The organism is Rhizobium sp. CRRU65, from assembly GCF_048551595.1.
Lineage (GTDB): Bacteria > Pseudomonadota > Alphaproteobacteria > Rhizobiales > Rhizobiaceae > Rhizobium > Rhizobium leguminosarum_J.
Genome location: NZ_JBLYZH010000001.1, coordinates 586,846 through 604,454, shown reverse-complemented (window position 1 = coordinate 604,454; position 17,609 = coordinate 586,846). Strand labels below are relative to the sequence as shown.

Genomic DNA, 17,609 nt, shown 5'->3' with positions numbered 1-17,609 from the left:
GAGCCATCGCGCGGGCGCCCTTGATGTTTTCCCCGCTTCGACAATACAGGGCGCATGGACACAAAATTCATTGGAAAGAAATCGGCGGCAGCCGGCGGCTGGGGCGCTTTGAAGAGCTGCGGGAAGCAGTTGCTGCAAAGCGGCATGCCGATTTCAGGCGCGCGGACGATGCTGAAGGCGAACCAGCCGGATGGATTCGATTGCCCGGGCTGCGCCTGGGGCGATCCGGAGCACGGATCGTCGTTCGAATTCTGCGAGAACGGCGTGAAGGCCGTCGCCTGGGAGGCGACGGAGAAACGGGCCACGCCCGCCTTCTTCGCGGAAAAGACTGTATCGCAGCTTCGCCAGCTGACGGACTATGAACTGGAACTCAACGGCCGCCTCACGCATCCGATGCGCTACGATGCGGCGAGCGACCGTTACCTGCCGGTCGCATGGGAGGATGCTTTTGCCGAGATCGGCAGCATTCTGACTGGCCTCGATAGCCCCAACCGGGCGGAATTCTACACGTCGGGCCGGGCGAGCAACGAGGCGGCCTTCCTCTACCAGCTGTTCGTGCGCGTCTACGGCACCAACAATTTTCCCGACTGCTCCAACATGTGCCACGAGGCGAGCGGCATCGCCATGCGCCAGGCGGTCGGTGTCGGCAAGGGTACCGTACTGCTGGAGGATTTCGAAGAGGCCGACGCGATCTTCGTGATCGGGCAGAACCCGGGCACCAACCATCCGAGGATGCTGGGCGACTTGCGCCGGGCGGCGATCCGCGGCGCGCGCGTCGTCGTCTTCAATCCCATCCGCGAACGCGGCCTGGAGCGCTTCTCCGACCCGCAGGACAAGGTCGAAATGCTGCGCGGCGGTTCGACCGATATCGCCAGCCTTTATCTGCAGCCACAGCTCGGCGGCGACATGGCCGCGGTGCGTGGGATGGCGAAGGCTGTGCTGGCCGCGGAAGACGCAGCCGTGGCCGCCGGTCTGACCTCCGTTCTCGACCATGCATTTCTCGCCGAACACTGCGCAGGTTTTGCAGAATACCGGGCAGCGGTCGAGGCGACCAACTGGGCCGAGATCGAGGACCAATCGGGACTGAGCCGGCAGGAGATCGAACGGGCGGCCGATGTCTATATCAGCGCCGAGCGGGTCATCTGCACCTGGGCGATGGGTGTGACCCAGCATCTGCATTCCGTCTCGACGATCCGCGAGATCGCCAATTTCATGTTTCTGCGCGGCAATATCGGCCGGCCAGGTGCCGGCCTTTGCCCGGTTCGCGGCCATTCCAACGTGCAGGGCGACCGCACCGTCGGCATCAATGAAAAGCCATCGGATGATTTCCTCGATGCGCTGGAGAAGCACTTCCGCTTCACCGTTCCCCGCGAACATGGCCACAATGTCCTTGCCGCGATCGGCGCGATGCTCGATGGCTCGGCCGAGGCCTTCATCGGGCTTGGCGGCAATTTCGCCCGCGCCACGCCCGACAGCGCACTTGTTGAAAAGGCGCTGCGGCGGCTGAAGCTGACGGTGCATATCGCCACCAAACCCAACCATTCGCATCTCATGCCCGGCGAGACGGCCTTCATCCTGCCATGCCTCGGGCGCACCGAGATGGATCTGAACGCGGCGGGCAACTCCCAGCTGGTGAGCGTCGAGGATTCGATGAGCATGGTGCATGGGTCCGCCGGCATCAATCGCCCGGCTTCGCCGCACCTCCTTTCGGAAGTCGCCATCATCGCCGGCATTGCACAGGCAACGGTCGGCTCAGCCGTGGTCAACTGGGCAGAGCTTGCCGACGACCACGACCGCATCCGCGATCATATCGAGGCAACCATTCCAGGTTTCGAAAACTACAATGCGCGCCTACGCAAGCCGCGCGGTTTCCACCTGCGCAACACGGCCGCCCATCGGGAGTGGCATACACCGGCAGGCAAGGCATCATTCTCTTGGGAGGCGCTTCCCGAGGAGACGGTGCATCAGCGGGCGCGAAAGGGCGAGGGGCGTTTCGCCCTGCAGACGTTCCGATCGCACGATCAATACAATACGACGGTCTATGGTCTCGATGACCGATATCGCGGCGTCTACGGGGAGCGGCAGGTCATCTTCATTCACCCAGCCGACCTGAAGGCGATGAATGCCGAGGCCGGCGACCGGGTCGACGTGGTCGGCGAGCATGATGACGGTATCGAGCGCATCGCAGAGGATTTCCGCTTTGTGCCCTATGACATTCCGAGGGGAAGCATCGCGGGTTATTATCCCGAGCTGAACGTGCTCGTGCCGCTTGGCAGCGCGGGCGTCGAAAGCGATACGCCCACCTCGAAATCCATCATGGTGTCCTTCCGCCGGCGACAAGCCGCGTGAGCGACGAGGCCTCCGAGGCCGATCGCTTTCTTGCTCTCGTCGCTGCGGCGCAAGGCAGGGATATCAGGCTGACATCCATCCAGGCCAGTCTCCTTGTCGCCGCGGAATTGGGGATTGCGGGTGACAGCCGCACCTTTGCGCGCATGCTGGGGATTGCGCATTCTCTCGTGCTCAGGGAACTCAACGTCCTGGCGGAACGCGAAGGGGGGCTGCGGATCGTCAAGCGGGATCCGAGGACCATGCGAGTGCACTACACATTGCCGCCGCCGGATGAGGCGTAAACACCCCCGCGCTGCAAGCCATGGCCGCTATCGACGGATCACGCGCTTCCTGGTGTCGGAAGGGTATTCTCCGTATGTGGTTTTATAGACTGCGGAAAACCGGCCGAAATGAAAGAAGCCCCATTTGAGGCAGATGGCCTTCATGGTCTCTTTGCTCACGGGATCGAGCAGATCCTGGCGCGCCGCACGCAGCCGAAGCGTCAGCAGATAGGCAGCGGGAGAGGTTCCTCTGAACGCACGAAAACCGGTTTCGAGCGCCCGGCTGGATACGCCGGCCGCTTCGGCGACCTTCGGCATGGTGATCGGCTGATCGATGTTGGCGTGCATGAATTCGATCGCCCTGCGGACATGCCGGGGGGCGATCAGGGCGGGGCCACTCTCCAGGAAATGCGACAGCCGGTGCGGCACCAGGCGCACCACCAGATCGGCGAGTGCCTGCGTCATATGCGCCATGGCGATCGGCGATTGCAGCAAGGGGCCATCGTCGCGCATGCCTGAGATGATCGTTTCCGTGAGGTTGCCGATCAACCGGCCTTCCGGCTTCGACAGATCCAGTTCGGGCAGCAGATCGAGAGAGCCGCTGAACGGCATCTCGAACGTCTGGCCGATCGTCTGCAGGATGACAGGCCAGTTGATCAGCAACTCGTCGATGACGTTCGATTGCCCATGCATGATGACGCTGTTGGGTTCGAAATTGTTATAGAGAAGCAATTTTCCTTGCCCGGCCTCGGCGATGCGGGATGATCCATAGGTTACCCCCATGCCGCCGCTGCGCGGTACGACGATCGACAGATACTCCGCCGTATCGACGGTCGGCTCGATATTGAACTGAAACTCCGCCTCATGATAACCGGTGAGCAGGACGGCTTTGTCACAGACCGAGAAATCCAATCCCCAATGGAAGTCCTGGGCGCGGCCGACGGGCTCGGCATCAAATGCGCCAAAAGCGCCGCCCAGCGTTTCGACCATGTTGTCGAAGGACGAACCGCTAAATCGAAATGAGAATGGCGCAGTGCTATTTTCTGTCATCCCGCTCCCATTGTTCGATCTGGCTGTTTCGACATACCCTTCTCCACCGCTCGCAGGTGCCAGCGCGACGCGCCGCCGGCGAGAGTGTCGGATTGGTGCACGTACCTCTGCCAGCTTTGCCAGTCGTCATGGAATGGTCGTCCTGGGCCGCGGCGCTTCATCAGAGCCTGTAGACGGCATGGATGAGCGGCCTTGGACGTATATTAGACGATTGTTGGATAGAGTGCAGCAGTTTGCAGCGGAGCAGGTGGATCTCCGCGTGATATCGGCATCAAGGTCAGCGGTTTGTGCCAGCCGATGCAGCCCGAATTCGGGCATGGCAAACGTCAAAAGACCAACCCGTTGAATACATTAGTTCCCATCCAGATCAGGAACTGACAGAACCCGCGGCCATTGGCAAGACGCCACGCTGCCGGCAATGACGACAACCCGCTGATAAAACGATTACGCTGAAGGAGCGATTTTACAGCTGTCTCCGCCACGCCACAGGTTCGACCGCGGCGATCTTGCCGAGATGCGCATCATCTGAAGCTTATGGAGAGCGCCCCATTCGAGAGCAGTCGCCTGCCGAAGGGTCTTAGTGGACCGCTTAAAGATGGCCTTCGGCAGGCAGACAGGCATGCAGGCATACGCACGGGATGGAGTGCGTATGTACGATCCCTTCCATCCTTTTTGGGGGTGATGGGATGGATGGGTTTGGCTTTAGGACCGCAAACCATCATGGCCTTGGTCGAGATTGATCTTACTGTTCCTCAGCTATGGAGCAATTGTCAGGCCCCGATATTGTCGGCCAACCGGCTTTTCGTGACGCAGTCTGGACTGACCTTGCGCAAAATGTATATGAACCGGCCCCGCTGAAGCCGCCTGTTGCGCGCAATGAATGCCGGCATGATGCCGCCGGGCGCGATGCATTCGGTTCTTTCAGTTGAACAATGATTTTATCACTGAAGGCAAAAGCGACGGATCGTTTCCAACACGCCTATGTCGACGTCAAGATGATCGGTTTCCGCGACGCTCGCGGGCATCGCTCTGTCTCCGGGGATACGGACTCCCTTGGAACGCAGCCGTTCCAATTGGGTCTTGACGCGCTCCGGGAAATCCGAATCCGCGGCCGCGGGAAAGAGCGCGATCACGGTCATTCCCGCATTCACCGGGTGCTCGCCCGAGAGAAAGTGGCCGGCATCGAGCGACCACGCGGCCCCGGAAAGACCCGCCGAAAGCATCTCGACGATAAGGGCGATATTGCCGCCTTTGTAACCGCCGAAGGGCAGGAGAGCGCCGAGCATCGCCTTGACCGGATCGGTGGTGATGGCGCCGGTCTCGTCGATGGCTATGCCGTGAGCAATCGGCGACTGCGCCTTTGCCGCCTCGGCAAGCGTTATGAACGCCGTCGCACTTGTTGCCTGGTCGATGACGACGGGCGGCAAGGGTTCCGGCAGGGGCACGCCGAAAGCGAGCGGATTGGTGCAGTAGACGCGCTCCCCGCCCTCGGCGGCGGCCATCAATGCCGGTCCGTTGGCGGCGGCGATGGACATCAACCCGTCCTGAGCGAGGCGTCGGACGTAGTATCCCAATTCCCCGGCGGTATAGCTGTTTCTTTGCGTGAGGACTGAAATGCCGAAGGTTTTCACGCGTGTCGTGAAGTCGTCGTAAATGAGGTCGAACCCAAGCTGCGCTATGCCGCCGTCTGCATCGGCCTGGATCAGGGTAGGCAGTACATGGTTGAAGTGGGGTTTGGCGTCTCCATTGATCCGCCCGTCGCGCAGGCTGGTGAGATAATCGACGAAATGCGGAAAGCCGAGCTCGGTGCGCCCGAAGCAGGCGGCCGAGAGCGTTGCATCGACAAGCGCCTTCGCCATGGCCGGACTGCCGCCGCAGGCGAGGCAGGCTTCGAGCGCCACTTGGCGGAGCTCGTCGATCGGCATTCTTATCCTCTGCCCGGCCATCATAGCTCCAATGCGGCTCGCCTACCCTCATAGAAGGCATAAGGCGCCTGGCGCGGTGCAGCGCAGTCCCCGATCTCCACCACTTGGCGATCGTGTGAACGCAGTTCCTCACCCAACCAATTGGCCGCCGCATTGGTGGTGGCGAGCACCAGGCTGTCGCCTTCCTCGAAGAAACGCTCGCCGGTATTGTGATCCAGCAGGGTGACGCCATTGCCGTGCCATTCCAGCACGCTGACCTCCAGAAGCCATTTGACGCCCAGCGTCTTCAACGTCCGGCGCAGCGGGACGTCGGCGGTGGTGCGCTGAAGTTCTTTGCCGATGAACGGGTCGGGCGAGAGCATCGTCACCAGGTGCCCATCTTCGGCGAGCTTCCAGGCGGTTCCGCAGCCGCGCCAGCCGCCGCCCTCGTCCATCAGCAGAACTCTCTTCCCTGGCCTTGCCTGCCGCGCCATGACGGCCTCGACGGTGAAGACGTTTCCTCTTTCGATACCGGGCAGCGTCGCGACTGAGGGCAGGGCCTTCTGGTAGCCGGTTTCGGGTGAATAGGAACCCGTTGCCAGGATGACGGCGTCTGCGCCGATGGTTTCGACATCCGACGCCTCGAGATAAGAGTTGAGCCGGATATCGACACCGAGCTTCGTCAGCTGCCGCTCGTACCAGCCGATGAGGTCGAGGATCTGCGCCCGGCGAGGCTGCATGCCGGCGAGCAGGAAATTGCCGCCGAGCCGGCTGGATGCTTCCGCGAGGATGACCCGGTGGCCCCTTTCGGCGGCGGCGCGGGCGGCTTCCAGACCCGCAGGCCCGGCGCCGACGACGAGCACCGTCCTCGGCTGGCCGGCCGGTGCGAAGCGGTCGCCGCCCCATTGATATTCCCGTCCGGCCGACGGGTTGATGAGACAGCTTATCCAATAATCGCGCGAACGCCGGCCCCAGCACATCTGGTTGCACGAAATGCAGCCACGAACATCGTCGGGGCGGTCTTCACCGGCTTTTCGAGCCAGATGCGGATCGGCAATCTGGCCGCGCACGATCGAGACGAGGTCCGCCGCTCCTTCTCCAAGAACGGTTTCGCCGTTCTCCGGTGTCCTGATATGGCTTTCGGCAATGACGAGCGCATGTTTGACCGATCGCCTGATCGTTGCGGCAAGATCGGCGCCGAGCTTCTCCTGGTAGAGAAATGTCGGCATCAGCTTGTGGAAGTCGAGATAGCCGCCCGAACCGCAGGTCACATAGTCGACGAGACCGAGTTCGTCATGGAGAGCGACGATCTCGGCAAGCTCGTCCCGCGTCAGCGCAACGCTATGATCGGGCTCATCGCTGATCGCAAGCCCGATGATGAAATCCTGACCGCACACTGCCCGGATGCGGCTCATGATTTCCCGCGAGAAGCGGGTCCGGTTCTCCAGCGAACCACCCCATTGATCCTCTCGCCGGTTCGACCAAGGCGTCCAGAACTGCTCGATCAGGCCGAGATAGGCCGCCCAGACTTCGACGCCATCGAAACCGGCCTCGCGACAGCGCCGCGCCGCCTGCACGAAGCCGTCGATGGTTTCCCAAATCTCAGCCTCGCTCATGGAATGCGAGCCATCGCTGTCGTGATAACTGGGCAAGCCGGAAGGAGACCAATGCGGGTGGTATGAATTGTCGGAATCCCCATGCGCGCCGACATGGTAGAGCTGCTGGATCGCGACCGCGCCGTTTTCCTTGATCGCGGTCGTGACCTTGCTGAAGTGAGGGATCACGCTGTCGTCGCCGGGAAGAAAATTTCCGCGCGTCAGCACGGCTGCGGGATGCACCGGCATCGGTTCGACCACGATCATTGCGGCGCCACCGATCGCGCGCTCGGCATAATAGGCGACGTGGCGTTCGCCGGGTACACCGTCGCTCGCCATGTTTGCCGTGTGCGCTCCGAAGACGATCCTGTTGCGCAAGGTGTGTCCGCGCAGGCCGATCGGCGAAAACAGACGCGGGAAGAGTTTTGACATGGTGATCCCCAGGCGTCAGGCGGCCGACTTTCCAGTTCCAGAGATAGCGACGTGCCTGATATCGGTGTCACCAACGAACCGGAAAGTCGGCCGCATTTGGAGCTTCAAAGTGCGACCGAGAGGGCACTATCGCGTCGGGGAGCCACCTCCTGCGAGTTCACCATCGCGCCCGCGAGCTGACGGAAGGTGACAAGCCCCAATGCTTCCCCGGATGGTGAAACCACCCTGGCATCGTCGTGCGCCGCCGATGCCAGGATCCGGACGGCATCTTCGACGGTCGTGCCGGATGCGATCGTCAATCCGCCTGGCACCGCACCGGAATGCAAGGATGTCATGATGGCATCGACCTGGATGACCCGGCCACGATTGACCTCCTTGACGAAGTTGGCGATGTAGCCGTCGGCCGGACGCAGAACGATGTCCTGGCTGGTGCCCTGCTGGATGACTTCGCCATCGCGCAGGATCGCAATCTGGTCGCCCAGCCGAAGGGCTTCGTCGAGGTCATGGGTGATGAAGACGATGGTCTTCTTGATTTCCTTCTGAATGTCGAGAAGGACCGTCTGCATATCGGTGCGGATCAATGGGTCGAGCGCCGAATAGGCCTCGTCCATCAGCAGAACCGGCGCATCGTTCGAGAGGGCTCGCGCCAGCCCGACGCGCTGCTGCATGCCGCCCGAGAGCTGGTTGGGATATTTGCTCTCGAAGCCCTTCAGGCCGACCCGCTCCAGCCAGCCCATGGCGACGTCGACGGCTTTCGAGCGCTCCATGCCCTGCACTTCGCGGCCGAAGATAGTATTGTCGAGAACGTTCCGGTGCGGCAGAAGCGCGAACTTCTGAAACACCATTGCCGTCTGGTGCCGCCGAAACGTCCGCAATTCTATCTCGTTCATCTTCACCACATCGACGCCGTCGACAAGCACTTCGCCTGATGTTGGATCGATCAGACGGTTGATGTGGCGGATGAGCGTCGATTTGCCCGAACCCGAAAGGCCCATGATGACCTGGATGCGGCCCGAGGGTATCTCGACATTGATATCTTTCAGGCCGAGGACGTGGCCGTGCTTTTCATTGAGCTCGGTCTTCGACAATCCCTTCTTGACGGCATCGACATGAGCGCCGGGATTGGGACCGAAGATCTTGTAGAGATGGCGGATCTTGATGCCGCCGAAACGTTGATCAGCCATGGACGATCTCCCGATGTTTCTGGAGCCGCTTGCCATACGCCTGGCTGACCCGGTCGAAGATGATGGCGATGCCGACGATGGCAAGGCCGTTGAAAATACCCAGGGTGAAGTACTGGTTGGCGATCGCCTTCAGAACCGGCTGGCCAAGGCCCTGGACGCCGATCATCGAAGCGACGACGACCATGGCGAGCGCCATCATGATAGTCTGGTTGATGCCGGCCATGATGGTGGGAAGCGCCAGCGGCAGTTGGACCTTGAACAGCTTCTGCGAGCTCGACGTTCCGAACGCATCCGCTGCCTCGAGCACGTCCTTGTCTACCAGGCGGATACCGAGGTCGGTCAGCCTTATCATCGGCGGGATGGCGTAGATGACCACGGCGATCAGTCCCGGCACCTTGCCGATGCCGAGCAGCATGACGACAGGGATCAGGTAGACGAAGCTCGGCATCGTCTGCATGACGTCGAGGATCGGATTGATAACGCGCTGCAGCCGGTCGGAACGCGCCATCAATATCCCCATCGGAATGCCGATGGCGATGGAGAGCACGGTACAGACGAAGATCATCGAGACCGTCCGCATCGTATCGTCCCACATGTCGAAATAGCCGATCAACAGCAGTGTGACGAGACAGCCGAGGACGATCTTCAGGCTGCGGCTCCCAAACCATGCGATGACAAGGATGATTGCCGTAATGATCGGCCACGGCGTCTGCGTCATGAAGCGGTCGGCGGCGATCAGGAAATGCTGCAGCGGGGAGAAAAGGCTTTCGATCGCGTCGCCATAGCTGCGGGTAAATGCGCGAAAACCGTCATCGATCGCCTTCTTCAGATTGCGAAGGGCATCGTCATCCATATGCGGGAATTTATAAAACCATTCCATTCGGTTCCCCTTTTTCTTCAAAGAGCCGTGGCAGTCTTTTTGATTTTATCGGCAGCGAGAGGCGGTGCGCATCAAGCGCACCGCAGTAGTCGGCGTTAAAGAGCAGCTTCGATCTTCGTGGCTGCCTCAGGCGAGACCCACTTGGTCCACAGGTCCTTGTTTTCTTTGAGGAAGTGCTTGGCACCGTCCTCGCCGGTCGCCTGGTTGTCGGTCATCCACGCCATCAGCTTGTTGACCGTGTCGTTGCTCCAGGAGCGCTTCGTCAGGTAGTCCATGACCTCCGGCCCGGCCTTTTCCGAGAAAGGCTTTGCAACGAGGGTGACGATCTTGTCGACCGGCCATGCGTTCGGCTTCGGATCGGGGCAATCGGCGACGGTGTTGCAGCGCTTCCATTCGGCGGCGTCGTTCGGCACGCCGGCTTCGAGCTTGACCATTTCATACTTGCCGAGCAGCGCGGTCGGTGCCCAGTAATAGCCGGCCCAGCCTTCCTTGCGTTCGTAAGCCTTGGAGATCGAACCATCGAGGCCGGCAGCAGAACCGGTATCGACGAGGGTGAAGCCGGCCTTATCGGCTTCGAAGGCCTTGTAGAGCTGCGTGGTCACCACGGTGCCGCCCCAGCCCTGCGGGCCGTTATAGATGGCGCCCTTCTTCGCATCCTCAGGAGCGGGGAAGAGTTCCGGATGCTTCAGCACGTCGCCGATGGTCTTGATATCGGGATGAGCGTCGGCCAGATATTTGGGAATCCACCAGCCCTGGACGCCGCCATCGGGCAAGGGAGAGCCGACCTGGACGATCCGGCCTTCATCCGTTCCCTTCTTGACGACATCGGGCAGCAGGTCGATCCAGGCTTCCGGCGCGATGTCAGGCTGGCCCTTTTCGGCCATCGAGGTAATCGTCGGGACGGTATCGCCGACGGTGATTTCGGCATCACAGCCATAACCTTCGTTCAGGATGAACTTGTCGAGGTTGGAGAGAACCTCTGCACTCTGCCAGTTCATGCTGGCGATGGTCACCGTGCCGCATTCGGCGGCGCTGGCGAAAGACGCCCCGCCGATCAGGCCGAACGTCAGACATGTCGATGCGAGTAGTTTTTTCATTCTCGTTCCCTCTGTTTAGCGGCCGGTTTTGCCGAGCGGGGCGCCGCAGGACCCACTCCAACGGTTGTCAGGAAGCGTCTCCCATACTCACCGATTTCTTGAATGCTGCCGATAGTCCCTCCGCAACCGAAGCGTCGAACCCGGCAGCGCGCATGCCTTCGATGGCCGCCGCGGTGGTGCCGCGATAGCCAACAAAGGTTTGCACGACATCGTCAGGAGATTCGTCTTGGCGCTCCAACAGGCGGCCGGCGCCCGTGATCACCGTGTTGACGGCGCGGCGCGCAATCTCCGCCGGCAGGCCATTGGCGACGGCGTCGCGCATCATGGCGGCGGCGAGCAGCGCCGGGAATGCCGGTCCAGACCCGGAAAGGCCGGTGAGGTAATCGATGTCGCTTTCCCTTGCGACCTCGTCTTCAGATCCGCATGCCTGAAAAATCGCGCGGACGAGCGCCCGGTCGTCTTCGGTGACATCGCTCTTGCCAATCCACGGCGTATAAGACTTGGCGACTTCGGCAGCGGCGTTCGGCAGAGCGCGGACGACGCGACCGGTGTTGTGGCACTCGGAAAGTGCGTCCAGGCGGATGCCCGCCATGACCGAGATGACCAGCTTGCCGCCGGCATCGACATCAAGAGCACGCCAGTCATCAGGACGGACGGAGAGAAGGATCGCGTCCGAGCGGGAGGCAAGCGCCTGATTGTCGGTGGTCAGGAAAGAATTCGGGAAACGGCGCGGCTGCTCACTGCGATAGGAGAGGGAGAGATTTCGAGGTTCGACCAGGCCGGCATCAAGGATCGAGCCGGCGATTGCTCCGCCCAGCCAGCCGCCGCCGCCAATGATACCGATCCTCAAGGAAACGCTCATCCCGTCCTTCCCTAACCCGGCCTGTAGCCATGCCGCGAGAAGAAGCGATCGAGCTCCCTCTGTTGCGGCACTTCACCGGTGTAGATCGCGATATATTCGGGAATCCGTTTCATGCGGACGGCGAGTTCCTCCCTAGCTTGCATGGAGATATATCCGATCTGCACGAGGTAAGTTGTTCGCGCTCGGACATCCGATGTCGCTTCTGGTAGCCCGAACCGGATAAACATCAGCTTGAGGGCTTCCAGTCGAAGCTGATCGGCTTGCCGGACCTCGGCGAGGATCTCGTCGGACTGCAGCGCCCAGCTGCGCACGGCGAATTCGAACCTGGCGTCGAACAGCTCATTGTTGAGCCAGCAATCGAAGACGTTGAGCATCGCCTCGGCAAGCGATTCCGCATAGGCTTCGGACTGCTTGATGATATTGCCGGTGTTTTTATCGCGCCACCGCGCCACGAGCCCGGCCAGCAGTTCCTCCCGGTCCTTGAAGAACCAGTAGAAGCTCGTGCGCGAAAGGTTGAGCTTCTTCGCCAGCGGCAGAATTTTCACCGAATCCACGCCGGAATCCAGCAGCGAGTGGTAAGCTGCTTCCAGCCATCCCTCCTGCGATCCGCGCCAGCCAGTGTCATTCAAAGCCTGATCCATGGATGATCTCCTATCAAATTGCGAGGCGGCGCACAAGAAAAATGTACATCTGTGTCTAAAGTAACGACCCAGTTGTTTTCAATATTGACACATATGTACATTATGCTTAGCGTCCCCTCCGATGTTTTAATCCGGAACCACGGCCCATGTCGAACGATCCCCTTCTTCAGCCCTATCAGCTCAAGCATCTGACGCTGCGCAACCGTATCATCGTGACCTCCCACGAGCCGGCCTATCCGGAAGACGGCATGCCGAAGGAGAGGTATCGCGCCTATACGGTGGAGCGGGCAAAGGGCGGCGTGGCCTTGACGATGACGGCCGGCTCGGCCGCGGTGTCCAGGGACAGCCCGCCGGTCTTCAACAATCTGCTTGCCTATAAGGACGAGATCGTACCCTGGATCCGGGAAATGACCGACGCCGTGCATGAAGAGGGGGCGGCGATCATGATCCAGCTCACCCATCTCGGCCGGCGCACGCGCTGGGACAAGGGCGACTGGCTGCCGGTCGTGGCGCCATCGCATCAGCGCGAGGCGTCCCACCGCGCCTTTCCGAAAAAGATGGAAGATTGGGACATCGAGCGCATCATCAAGGATTTTGCCGATGCTGCGGAACGCATGAAGGCGGGCGGCATGGATGGTGTCGAACTGGAGGCCTACGGCCATCTGATCGACCAGTTCACGTCGCCGCTCACCAACGAGCTCGAAGGTCCCTACGGCGGATCGCTCGATAACCGTTTGCGCTTCTGTCTCGACGTCTTCAAGGCGATCCGGCAAAGGGTGGGGAACGACTTCATTCTCGGCGTGCGCTACACCGCCGATGAATGTCTTCCCGGCGGCACCGGCAAGGGCGACGGCATCGAAATCTCCAAGCGCCTGAAGGCAAGCGGCCTGATCGATTACCTCAACGTCATTCGTGGCCACATCGATACCGATGCGGGTCTCACCGACGTGATCCCGATCCAGGGCATGGCGAATTCACCGCATCTCGATTTCGCCGGCGAAATTCGCGCCGCGACCGATTTTCCGACCTTCCACGCGGCGAAAATCCCTGACGTCGCCACCGCGCGCCATGCGATCGCTTCCGGCAAGGTCGACATGATCGGCATGACCCGCGCCCACATGACCGACCCGCATATCGTCCGCAAGATCATCGAAAAGCGCGAAGACGATATTCGTCCCTGCGTCGGCGCCAATTACTGTCTCGATCGCATCTACCAGGGCGGGGCGGCCTTCTGTATCCACAATGCCGCCACCGGCCGCGAACTGACCATGCCGCATATCGTGGCGAAGGCCGACGCCAAGAAAAAGGTCGTCATCGTCGGCGCCGGCCCGGCCGGTCTGGAAGCGGCGCGCGTCGCCGGAGAACGCGGCCACCAGGTCGTGGTTTTCGAAGCGGCGAACAATCCCGGCGGCCAGATCCGGCTCACCGCCCAAAGCGAGCGCCGCAGGGAGATGATCAGCATCATCGACTGGCGCATGAGCCAGTGCGAGAAATACGACGTCACCTTCCGCTTCAACACCTGGGCGGAAGCCGATACCATCGAGGCCGAGAATGCCGATGTCGTCATCATCGCGACAGGCGGCTTGCCGCATACCGAGGTTCTCGCCAGCGGCAACGACCTGGTGGTCTCGTCATGGGACATCATCTCCGGCGACGTGAAGCCTGGAACCAATGTGCTGATCTTCGACGACGCCGGCGACCATGCCGGCCTGCAGGCGGCAGAGTTTCTTGCCAAGGCAGGCGCCAAGGTCGAGATCATGACGCCGGACCGGTCCTTCGCGCCCGAGGTCATGGCCATGAACCTGGTGCCCTATATGCGCTCTCTGCAGAAGCATGACGTGACCTTCACCGTTACCTACCGTCTCGAAGCCGTGGAGAAGAGCGGCAACCAGCTCGTTGCCCATGTCGGCAGCGATTACGGCGGGATTGCCAGGCAGCAGAGCTTCGACCAGATCGTCGTCAATCATGGGACCATTCCGCTCGATGAGCTTTATTTCGAGTTGAAGCCCAGCTCGAGCAATCTCGGCGAAATGTCGCATGATCAGCTTCTTTCCGGAGAACCTCAGTCCGTCATTCGCAATCCTGATGGCAAGTTCCAGTTGTTCCGGATCGGCGATGCGGTCGCCGCACGCAACACCCATGCCGCCGTCTATGACGGGTTGCGCATCGCAAAAGATATCTGATCGCAAGCGCGGGCCGCTTGCCGGCCGATCGTCTCCGGAGGTGATGACATGAGTTCACGCAAGGAAAGCCTGCAGATTTTCCTCGATGCGGCTTTCGTGGCTTTCGACGAGTTCGCCAAGGCCCCGGAAGCCCGCCGCTCGATCCGTCAGATTTTTGCGGCGCTGGAGCGCCCGGGGGCTGCGCGCGTGGGGGAGGGAAGGCGATTGCCGGTTTGCGCTCAGCTTGATGTGGCGCTCTCGATCGATACGGCCTATCCTTCGCTGACGCGATTGATCGACGGGTTCAAAGGCATCGAGCCAAAGCTTGAATGGCGTCAGCGCACCAAGTATGACCACACGGCCAGCGACAACTTTGTCGATGAGCATGCCAATGCCATGATTATCGGCCCGGGAGGATTGGAAGAGCGGAGCGACCTGTGGATCGGTGTGACGTTGATGGCGCCTCACGTGCGCTATCCGGATCATGATCATGCGCCCGAGGAAGTCTATCTCGTGCTTTCCGAGGGAGAGTTCCAGCAGGGGGAAGGGGACTGGTTTTCGCCTGGTATCGGCGGATCCTTCTACAATGTCCCCGACATCAAGCATGCCATGAGGTCGCTCGACACGCCGCTCTTCGCCTTCTGGGCATTACTTGCCGAACGGCCAGCAGTTTAGAAATAAAGGGGGGTTGCCCATGAAAATTCTCGTGCCCGTCAAACGGGTTGTCGACTACAACGTGAAGATCCGGGTGAAGCCGGACGGCACGGGTGTCGAGCTTGCCAATGTGAAGATGTCGATGAACCCGTTCGACGAGATCTCGGTGGAAGAAGCGCTGCGGCTGAAGGAAGCCGGCAAGGCCGAGGAAGTGGTGGTGGTGTCGATCGGTCCTGCCAAGGCCGAGGAGACGCTGCGCACCGCACTTGCCATGGGCGCCGACCGGGCGATCCTGGTCGAGACCGACGATCAGATCGAGCCGCTCACTGTCGCCAAGATCTTGAAGGCTGTCGCCGATGCCGAACAGCCGGGGCTGATCATCGTTGGCAAGCAGGCGATCGACGACGACAGCAACCAGACCGGCCAGATGCTGGCAGCGCTGATGGGAACCGCCCAAGCGACCTTCGCCTCGAAGATCGAGATCGGTGATGGCAAGGCTCAGGTAACCCGCGAAGTCGATGGCGGCTTGCAGACGATCGAGATCAAGCTGCCGGCGGTGATCACATCAGATCTGCGCTTGAACGAACCGCGTTATGCCTCGCTGCCGAATATCATGAAGGCGAAGAAGAAGCCGCTCGACAAGAAGACGCCAAGCGACTTCGGCATCTCGACCACGCCGCGCCTCAAGGTGTTGAAGACCGAGGAGCCGTCGGGCCGCAAGGCCGGCGTCAAGGTCAAGTCGGTCGCCGAACTGATCGACAAGCTCAAAAACGAAGCCGGCGTGCTGTAATCAGCCTGGAACAGGAGCCATCATCATGACCATTCTTCTTCTGGCTGACCACGACAATGCCAGCCTGTCCGATCAGACCGCCAAGGCGCTGACGGCAGCATCCAAGATCGCCAAGGAACAGGCAAGCGATATTCACATCCTCGTCGCCGGCAAAGCTGCCAAGCCTGCCGCCGATGCCGCCGCCAAGCTTGCCGGCGTCTCCAAGGTGCTGCTGGCCGAAAGCGATGAACTCGCCAACAATCTGGCCGAACCGCTGGCCGATCTGATCGTCTCGCTGGCCGGCAGCTACGACACGATCCTGTCTGCCGCCACCTCGGTCGGCAAGAACGTGCTGCCGCGCGTCGCTGCCCTACTCGACGTCGCCCAGGTCTCCGAGATCATCGAGGTGATCTCGTCCGATACCTTCAAGCGGCCGATCTATGCCGGCAATGCCATCCAGACGGTGCAGGCAAGCGATGCCAAGAAGGTGATCACCGTGCGCACCGCCTCCTTCGCCTCCGCACCGGAGGGTGGTTCGGCGACCGTCGAAGCAATTCCGGCGGTTTCCGATCCGGGGCTTTCGACCTTTGTCAGGGACGCGCTGTCGGCCTCCGACCGTCCGGAACTGACCTCGGCGAAGATCATCATTTCCGGCGGCCGGGCGCTCGGCTCGGCGGAAAAGTTCAGGGAGGTCATCCTGCCGCTTGCCGACAAGCTGGGTGCTGCCGTCGGTGCAAGCCGTGCGGCCGTCGATGCCGGTTATGCGCCGAACGACTGGCAGGTCGGTCAGACCGGCAAGGTGGTGGCGCCGCAGCTCTATATCGCCTGCGGCATTTCAGGCGCCATCCAGCATCTGGCCGGCATGAAGGATTCGAAGGTCATCGTCGCCATCAACAAGGACGAGGAGGCGCCGATCTTCCAGGTCGCCGACTACGGATTGGTCGCCGATCTCTTCGACGCCCTGCCGGAATTGCAAAAGGCGCTCTAGCGGGGGAGACCGAACGTGGCGCGCGTCGTGGGACGTCCAATCAAACCTGGTGCCGACCTTCTTCTGAACGATGACGAAAAGCCGGCATACATACGGCTGCACGACATCGGGAGGGAGAGGCGCTCTCGGCCGCTGCAGGAATTCCTCAATGATGTCGGCGGGCTGATGTTGTCGGCCGAGGCTCCTGCCGTCGCCAGTTTCGTCGCGGGCAAGGTCCTCCAGAAACTGCTCAAGACCGGCAAGGTGCGTCCGGAGGGTGGGCCTCTTCCCGGCGCGCCCAACGGGCTGGATGACGCCGTCGGCCATCTTGCAAAATCGGGACGGAAATACGAGGCGATCGCCGGCCAGTTCCAGAGTCTCGCCGATAAGCTGCTCTGGAGACGCGGCCGCTCCGGTCCGTTCGCAAGCCTGAATTTTGGCAATACGCACTCCCATGCAGTCTTCGTCGGTCCCGGCGGCATGGAGGAACGCGCCGATCTCAGGGTCGGCGTGATCTATATGGATCGCTATACAAGATTTCCCGATCATGTTCAGACGCAGCCCCGCGCCTTCATTCTGCTTTCGCCGGGTGAAATCCGCCTTGGCGATTCCCATTGGTTCTCCGCCGATATCGGTACGGTCTTTGCGAATGACGCCGGCGAATCCTTCGCGATAAGATGCACAGCCCGGCCGCTGCTGGCGGTCTGGTGCCAGGTTGAGCGGGAGAGGTGATAGACCCTTGGCGACAATGAGCCTGAGATGAATGAAAAGCGCGAAGGCGAGAGCATGATATCTCGGCTGTG

Annotated in this window: 15 protein-coding genes; 7 read left to right on the top strand and 8 right to left on the bottom strand. The window is 61.2% G+C overall.

The window, feature by feature from the left end:
* Window positions 1-54 precede the first annotated feature (54 nt).
* Complete coding sequence (locus ACM5SV_RS02860; RefSeq protein ID WP_419425015.1) at window positions 55-2,349, top strand: FdhF/YdeP family oxidoreductase; 2,295 nt, start codon at window positions 55-57, stop codon at window positions 2,347-2,349.
* The gene (locus tag ACM5SV_RS02855; RefSeq protein WP_419425014.1) at window positions 2,346-2,630 is read left to right on the top strand and encodes a hypothetical protein; all 285 of its coding nucleotides are present in this window, start codon (window positions 2,346-2,348) and stop codon (window positions 2,628-2,630) included. The genes ACM5SV_RS02860 and ACM5SV_RS02855 overlap by 4 nt, the downstream gene beginning before the upstream one ends.
* Window positions 2,631-2,657: 27 nt before the next feature.
* Here the strand turns inward: ACM5SV_RS02855 and ACM5SV_RS02850 are convergent, their stop codons facing one another.
* From ACM5SV_RS02850 to ACM5SV_RS02815, 8 genes are all read right to left on the bottom strand, one after another.
* Window positions 2,658-3,659 (bottom strand): AraC family transcriptional regulator, encoded by a 1,002-nt coding sequence (locus ACM5SV_RS02850; RefSeq protein ID WP_419425013.1) that lies wholly within the window; start codon window positions 3,657-3,659, stop codon window positions 2,658-2,660.
* 941 nt (window positions 3,660-4,600) lie between these two features.
* Window positions 4,601-5,605 (bottom strand): Ldh family oxidoreductase, encoded by a 1,005-nt coding sequence (locus ACM5SV_RS02845; RefSeq protein WP_419425012.1) that lies wholly within the window; start codon window positions 5,603-5,605, stop codon window positions 4,601-4,603.
* Entirely contained in the window at window positions 5,605-7,590 is a 1,986-nt protein-coding gene (locus tag ACM5SV_RS02840; RefSeq protein WP_419425011.1) for an FAD-dependent oxidoreductase, read from the bottom strand. The genes ACM5SV_RS02845 and ACM5SV_RS02840 overlap by 1 nt, the downstream gene beginning before the upstream one ends.
* 104 nt (window positions 7,591-7,694) lie before the next feature.
* Window positions 7,695-8,774 carry a quaternary amine ABC transporter ATP-binding protein gene (locus ACM5SV_RS02835; RefSeq protein ID WP_419425010.1) on the bottom strand — a complete coding sequence of 360 codons (1,080 nt, stop codon included), beginning with the start codon at window positions 8,772-8,774 and terminating at the stop codon, window positions 7,695-7,697.
* Window positions 8,767-9,654: an ABC transporter permease gene (locus tag ACM5SV_RS02830; RefSeq protein WP_012755274.1), complete on the bottom strand. Its 888-nt coding sequence runs from the start codon at window positions 9,652-9,654 to the stop codon at window positions 8,767-8,769. Before ACM5SV_RS02830 ends, ACM5SV_RS02835 begins: the two co-directional genes overlap by 8 nt.
* Window positions 9,655-9,749: 95 nt before the next feature.
* Window positions 9,750-10,751: an ABC transporter substrate-binding protein gene (locus ACM5SV_RS02825; protein WP_017996001.1), complete on the bottom strand. Its 1,002-nt coding sequence runs from the start codon at window positions 10,749-10,751 to the stop codon at window positions 9,750-9,752.
* A gap of 67 nt (window positions 10,752-10,818) precedes the next feature.
* Complete coding sequence (locus ACM5SV_RS02820) at window positions 10,819-11,613, bottom strand: pyrroline-5-carboxylate reductase family protein (RefSeq protein ID WP_419425009.1); 795 nt, start codon at window positions 11,611-11,613, stop codon at window positions 10,819-10,821.
* Between the two features lie 11 nt (window positions 11,614-11,624).
* Window positions 11,625-12,254, bottom strand: a complete 630-nt coding sequence (locus tag ACM5SV_RS02815) for a TetR/AcrR family transcriptional regulator (RefSeq protein ID WP_128406586.1) — start codon at window positions 12,252-12,254, stop codon at window positions 11,625-11,627.
* A 146-nt stretch (window positions 12,255-12,400) separates the two neighbouring features.
* Here ACM5SV_RS02815 and ACM5SV_RS02810 point away from each other — a divergent pair, with 146 nt between their 5' ends.
* From ACM5SV_RS02810 to ACM5SV_RS02790, 5 genes are read left to right on the top strand one after another with little or no spacing between them, the layout of a single operon-like run.
* Window positions 12,401-14,437: an FAD-dependent oxidoreductase gene (locus ACM5SV_RS02810; RefSeq protein ID WP_419425008.1), complete on the top strand. Its 2,037-nt coding sequence runs from the start codon at window positions 12,401-12,403 to the stop codon at window positions 14,435-14,437.
* A 48-nt stretch (window positions 14,438-14,485) separates the two neighbouring features.
* Window positions 14,486-15,091: a dimethylsulfoniopropionate lyase gene (locus tag ACM5SV_RS02805; protein ID WP_221970247.1), complete on the top strand. Its 606-nt coding sequence runs from the start codon at window positions 14,486-14,488 to the stop codon at window positions 15,089-15,091.
* 19 nt (window positions 15,092-15,110) lie between these two features.
* Window positions 15,111-15,860 carry an electron transfer flavoprotein subunit beta/FixA family protein gene (locus ACM5SV_RS02800; RefSeq protein WP_012759168.1) on the top strand — a complete coding sequence of 250 codons (750 nt, stop codon included), beginning with the start codon at window positions 15,111-15,113 and terminating at the stop codon, window positions 15,858-15,860.
* Window positions 15,861-15,885: 25 nt separating this feature from the next.
* Window positions 15,886-16,827 carry an electron transfer flavoprotein subunit alpha/FixB family protein gene (locus tag ACM5SV_RS02795; protein WP_221975129.1) on the top strand — a complete coding sequence of 314 codons (942 nt, stop codon included), beginning with the start codon at window positions 15,886-15,888 and terminating at the stop codon, window positions 16,825-16,827.
* A gap of 15 nt (window positions 16,828-16,842) precedes the next feature.
* Window positions 16,843-17,538, top strand: coding sequence for a dimethylsulfonioproprionate lyase family protein (locus ACM5SV_RS02790; protein WP_419425007.1), 696 nt, complete (start codon window positions 16,843-16,845; stop codon window positions 17,536-17,538).
* The last annotated feature ends 71 nt before the right edge of the window (window positions 17,539-17,609 follow it).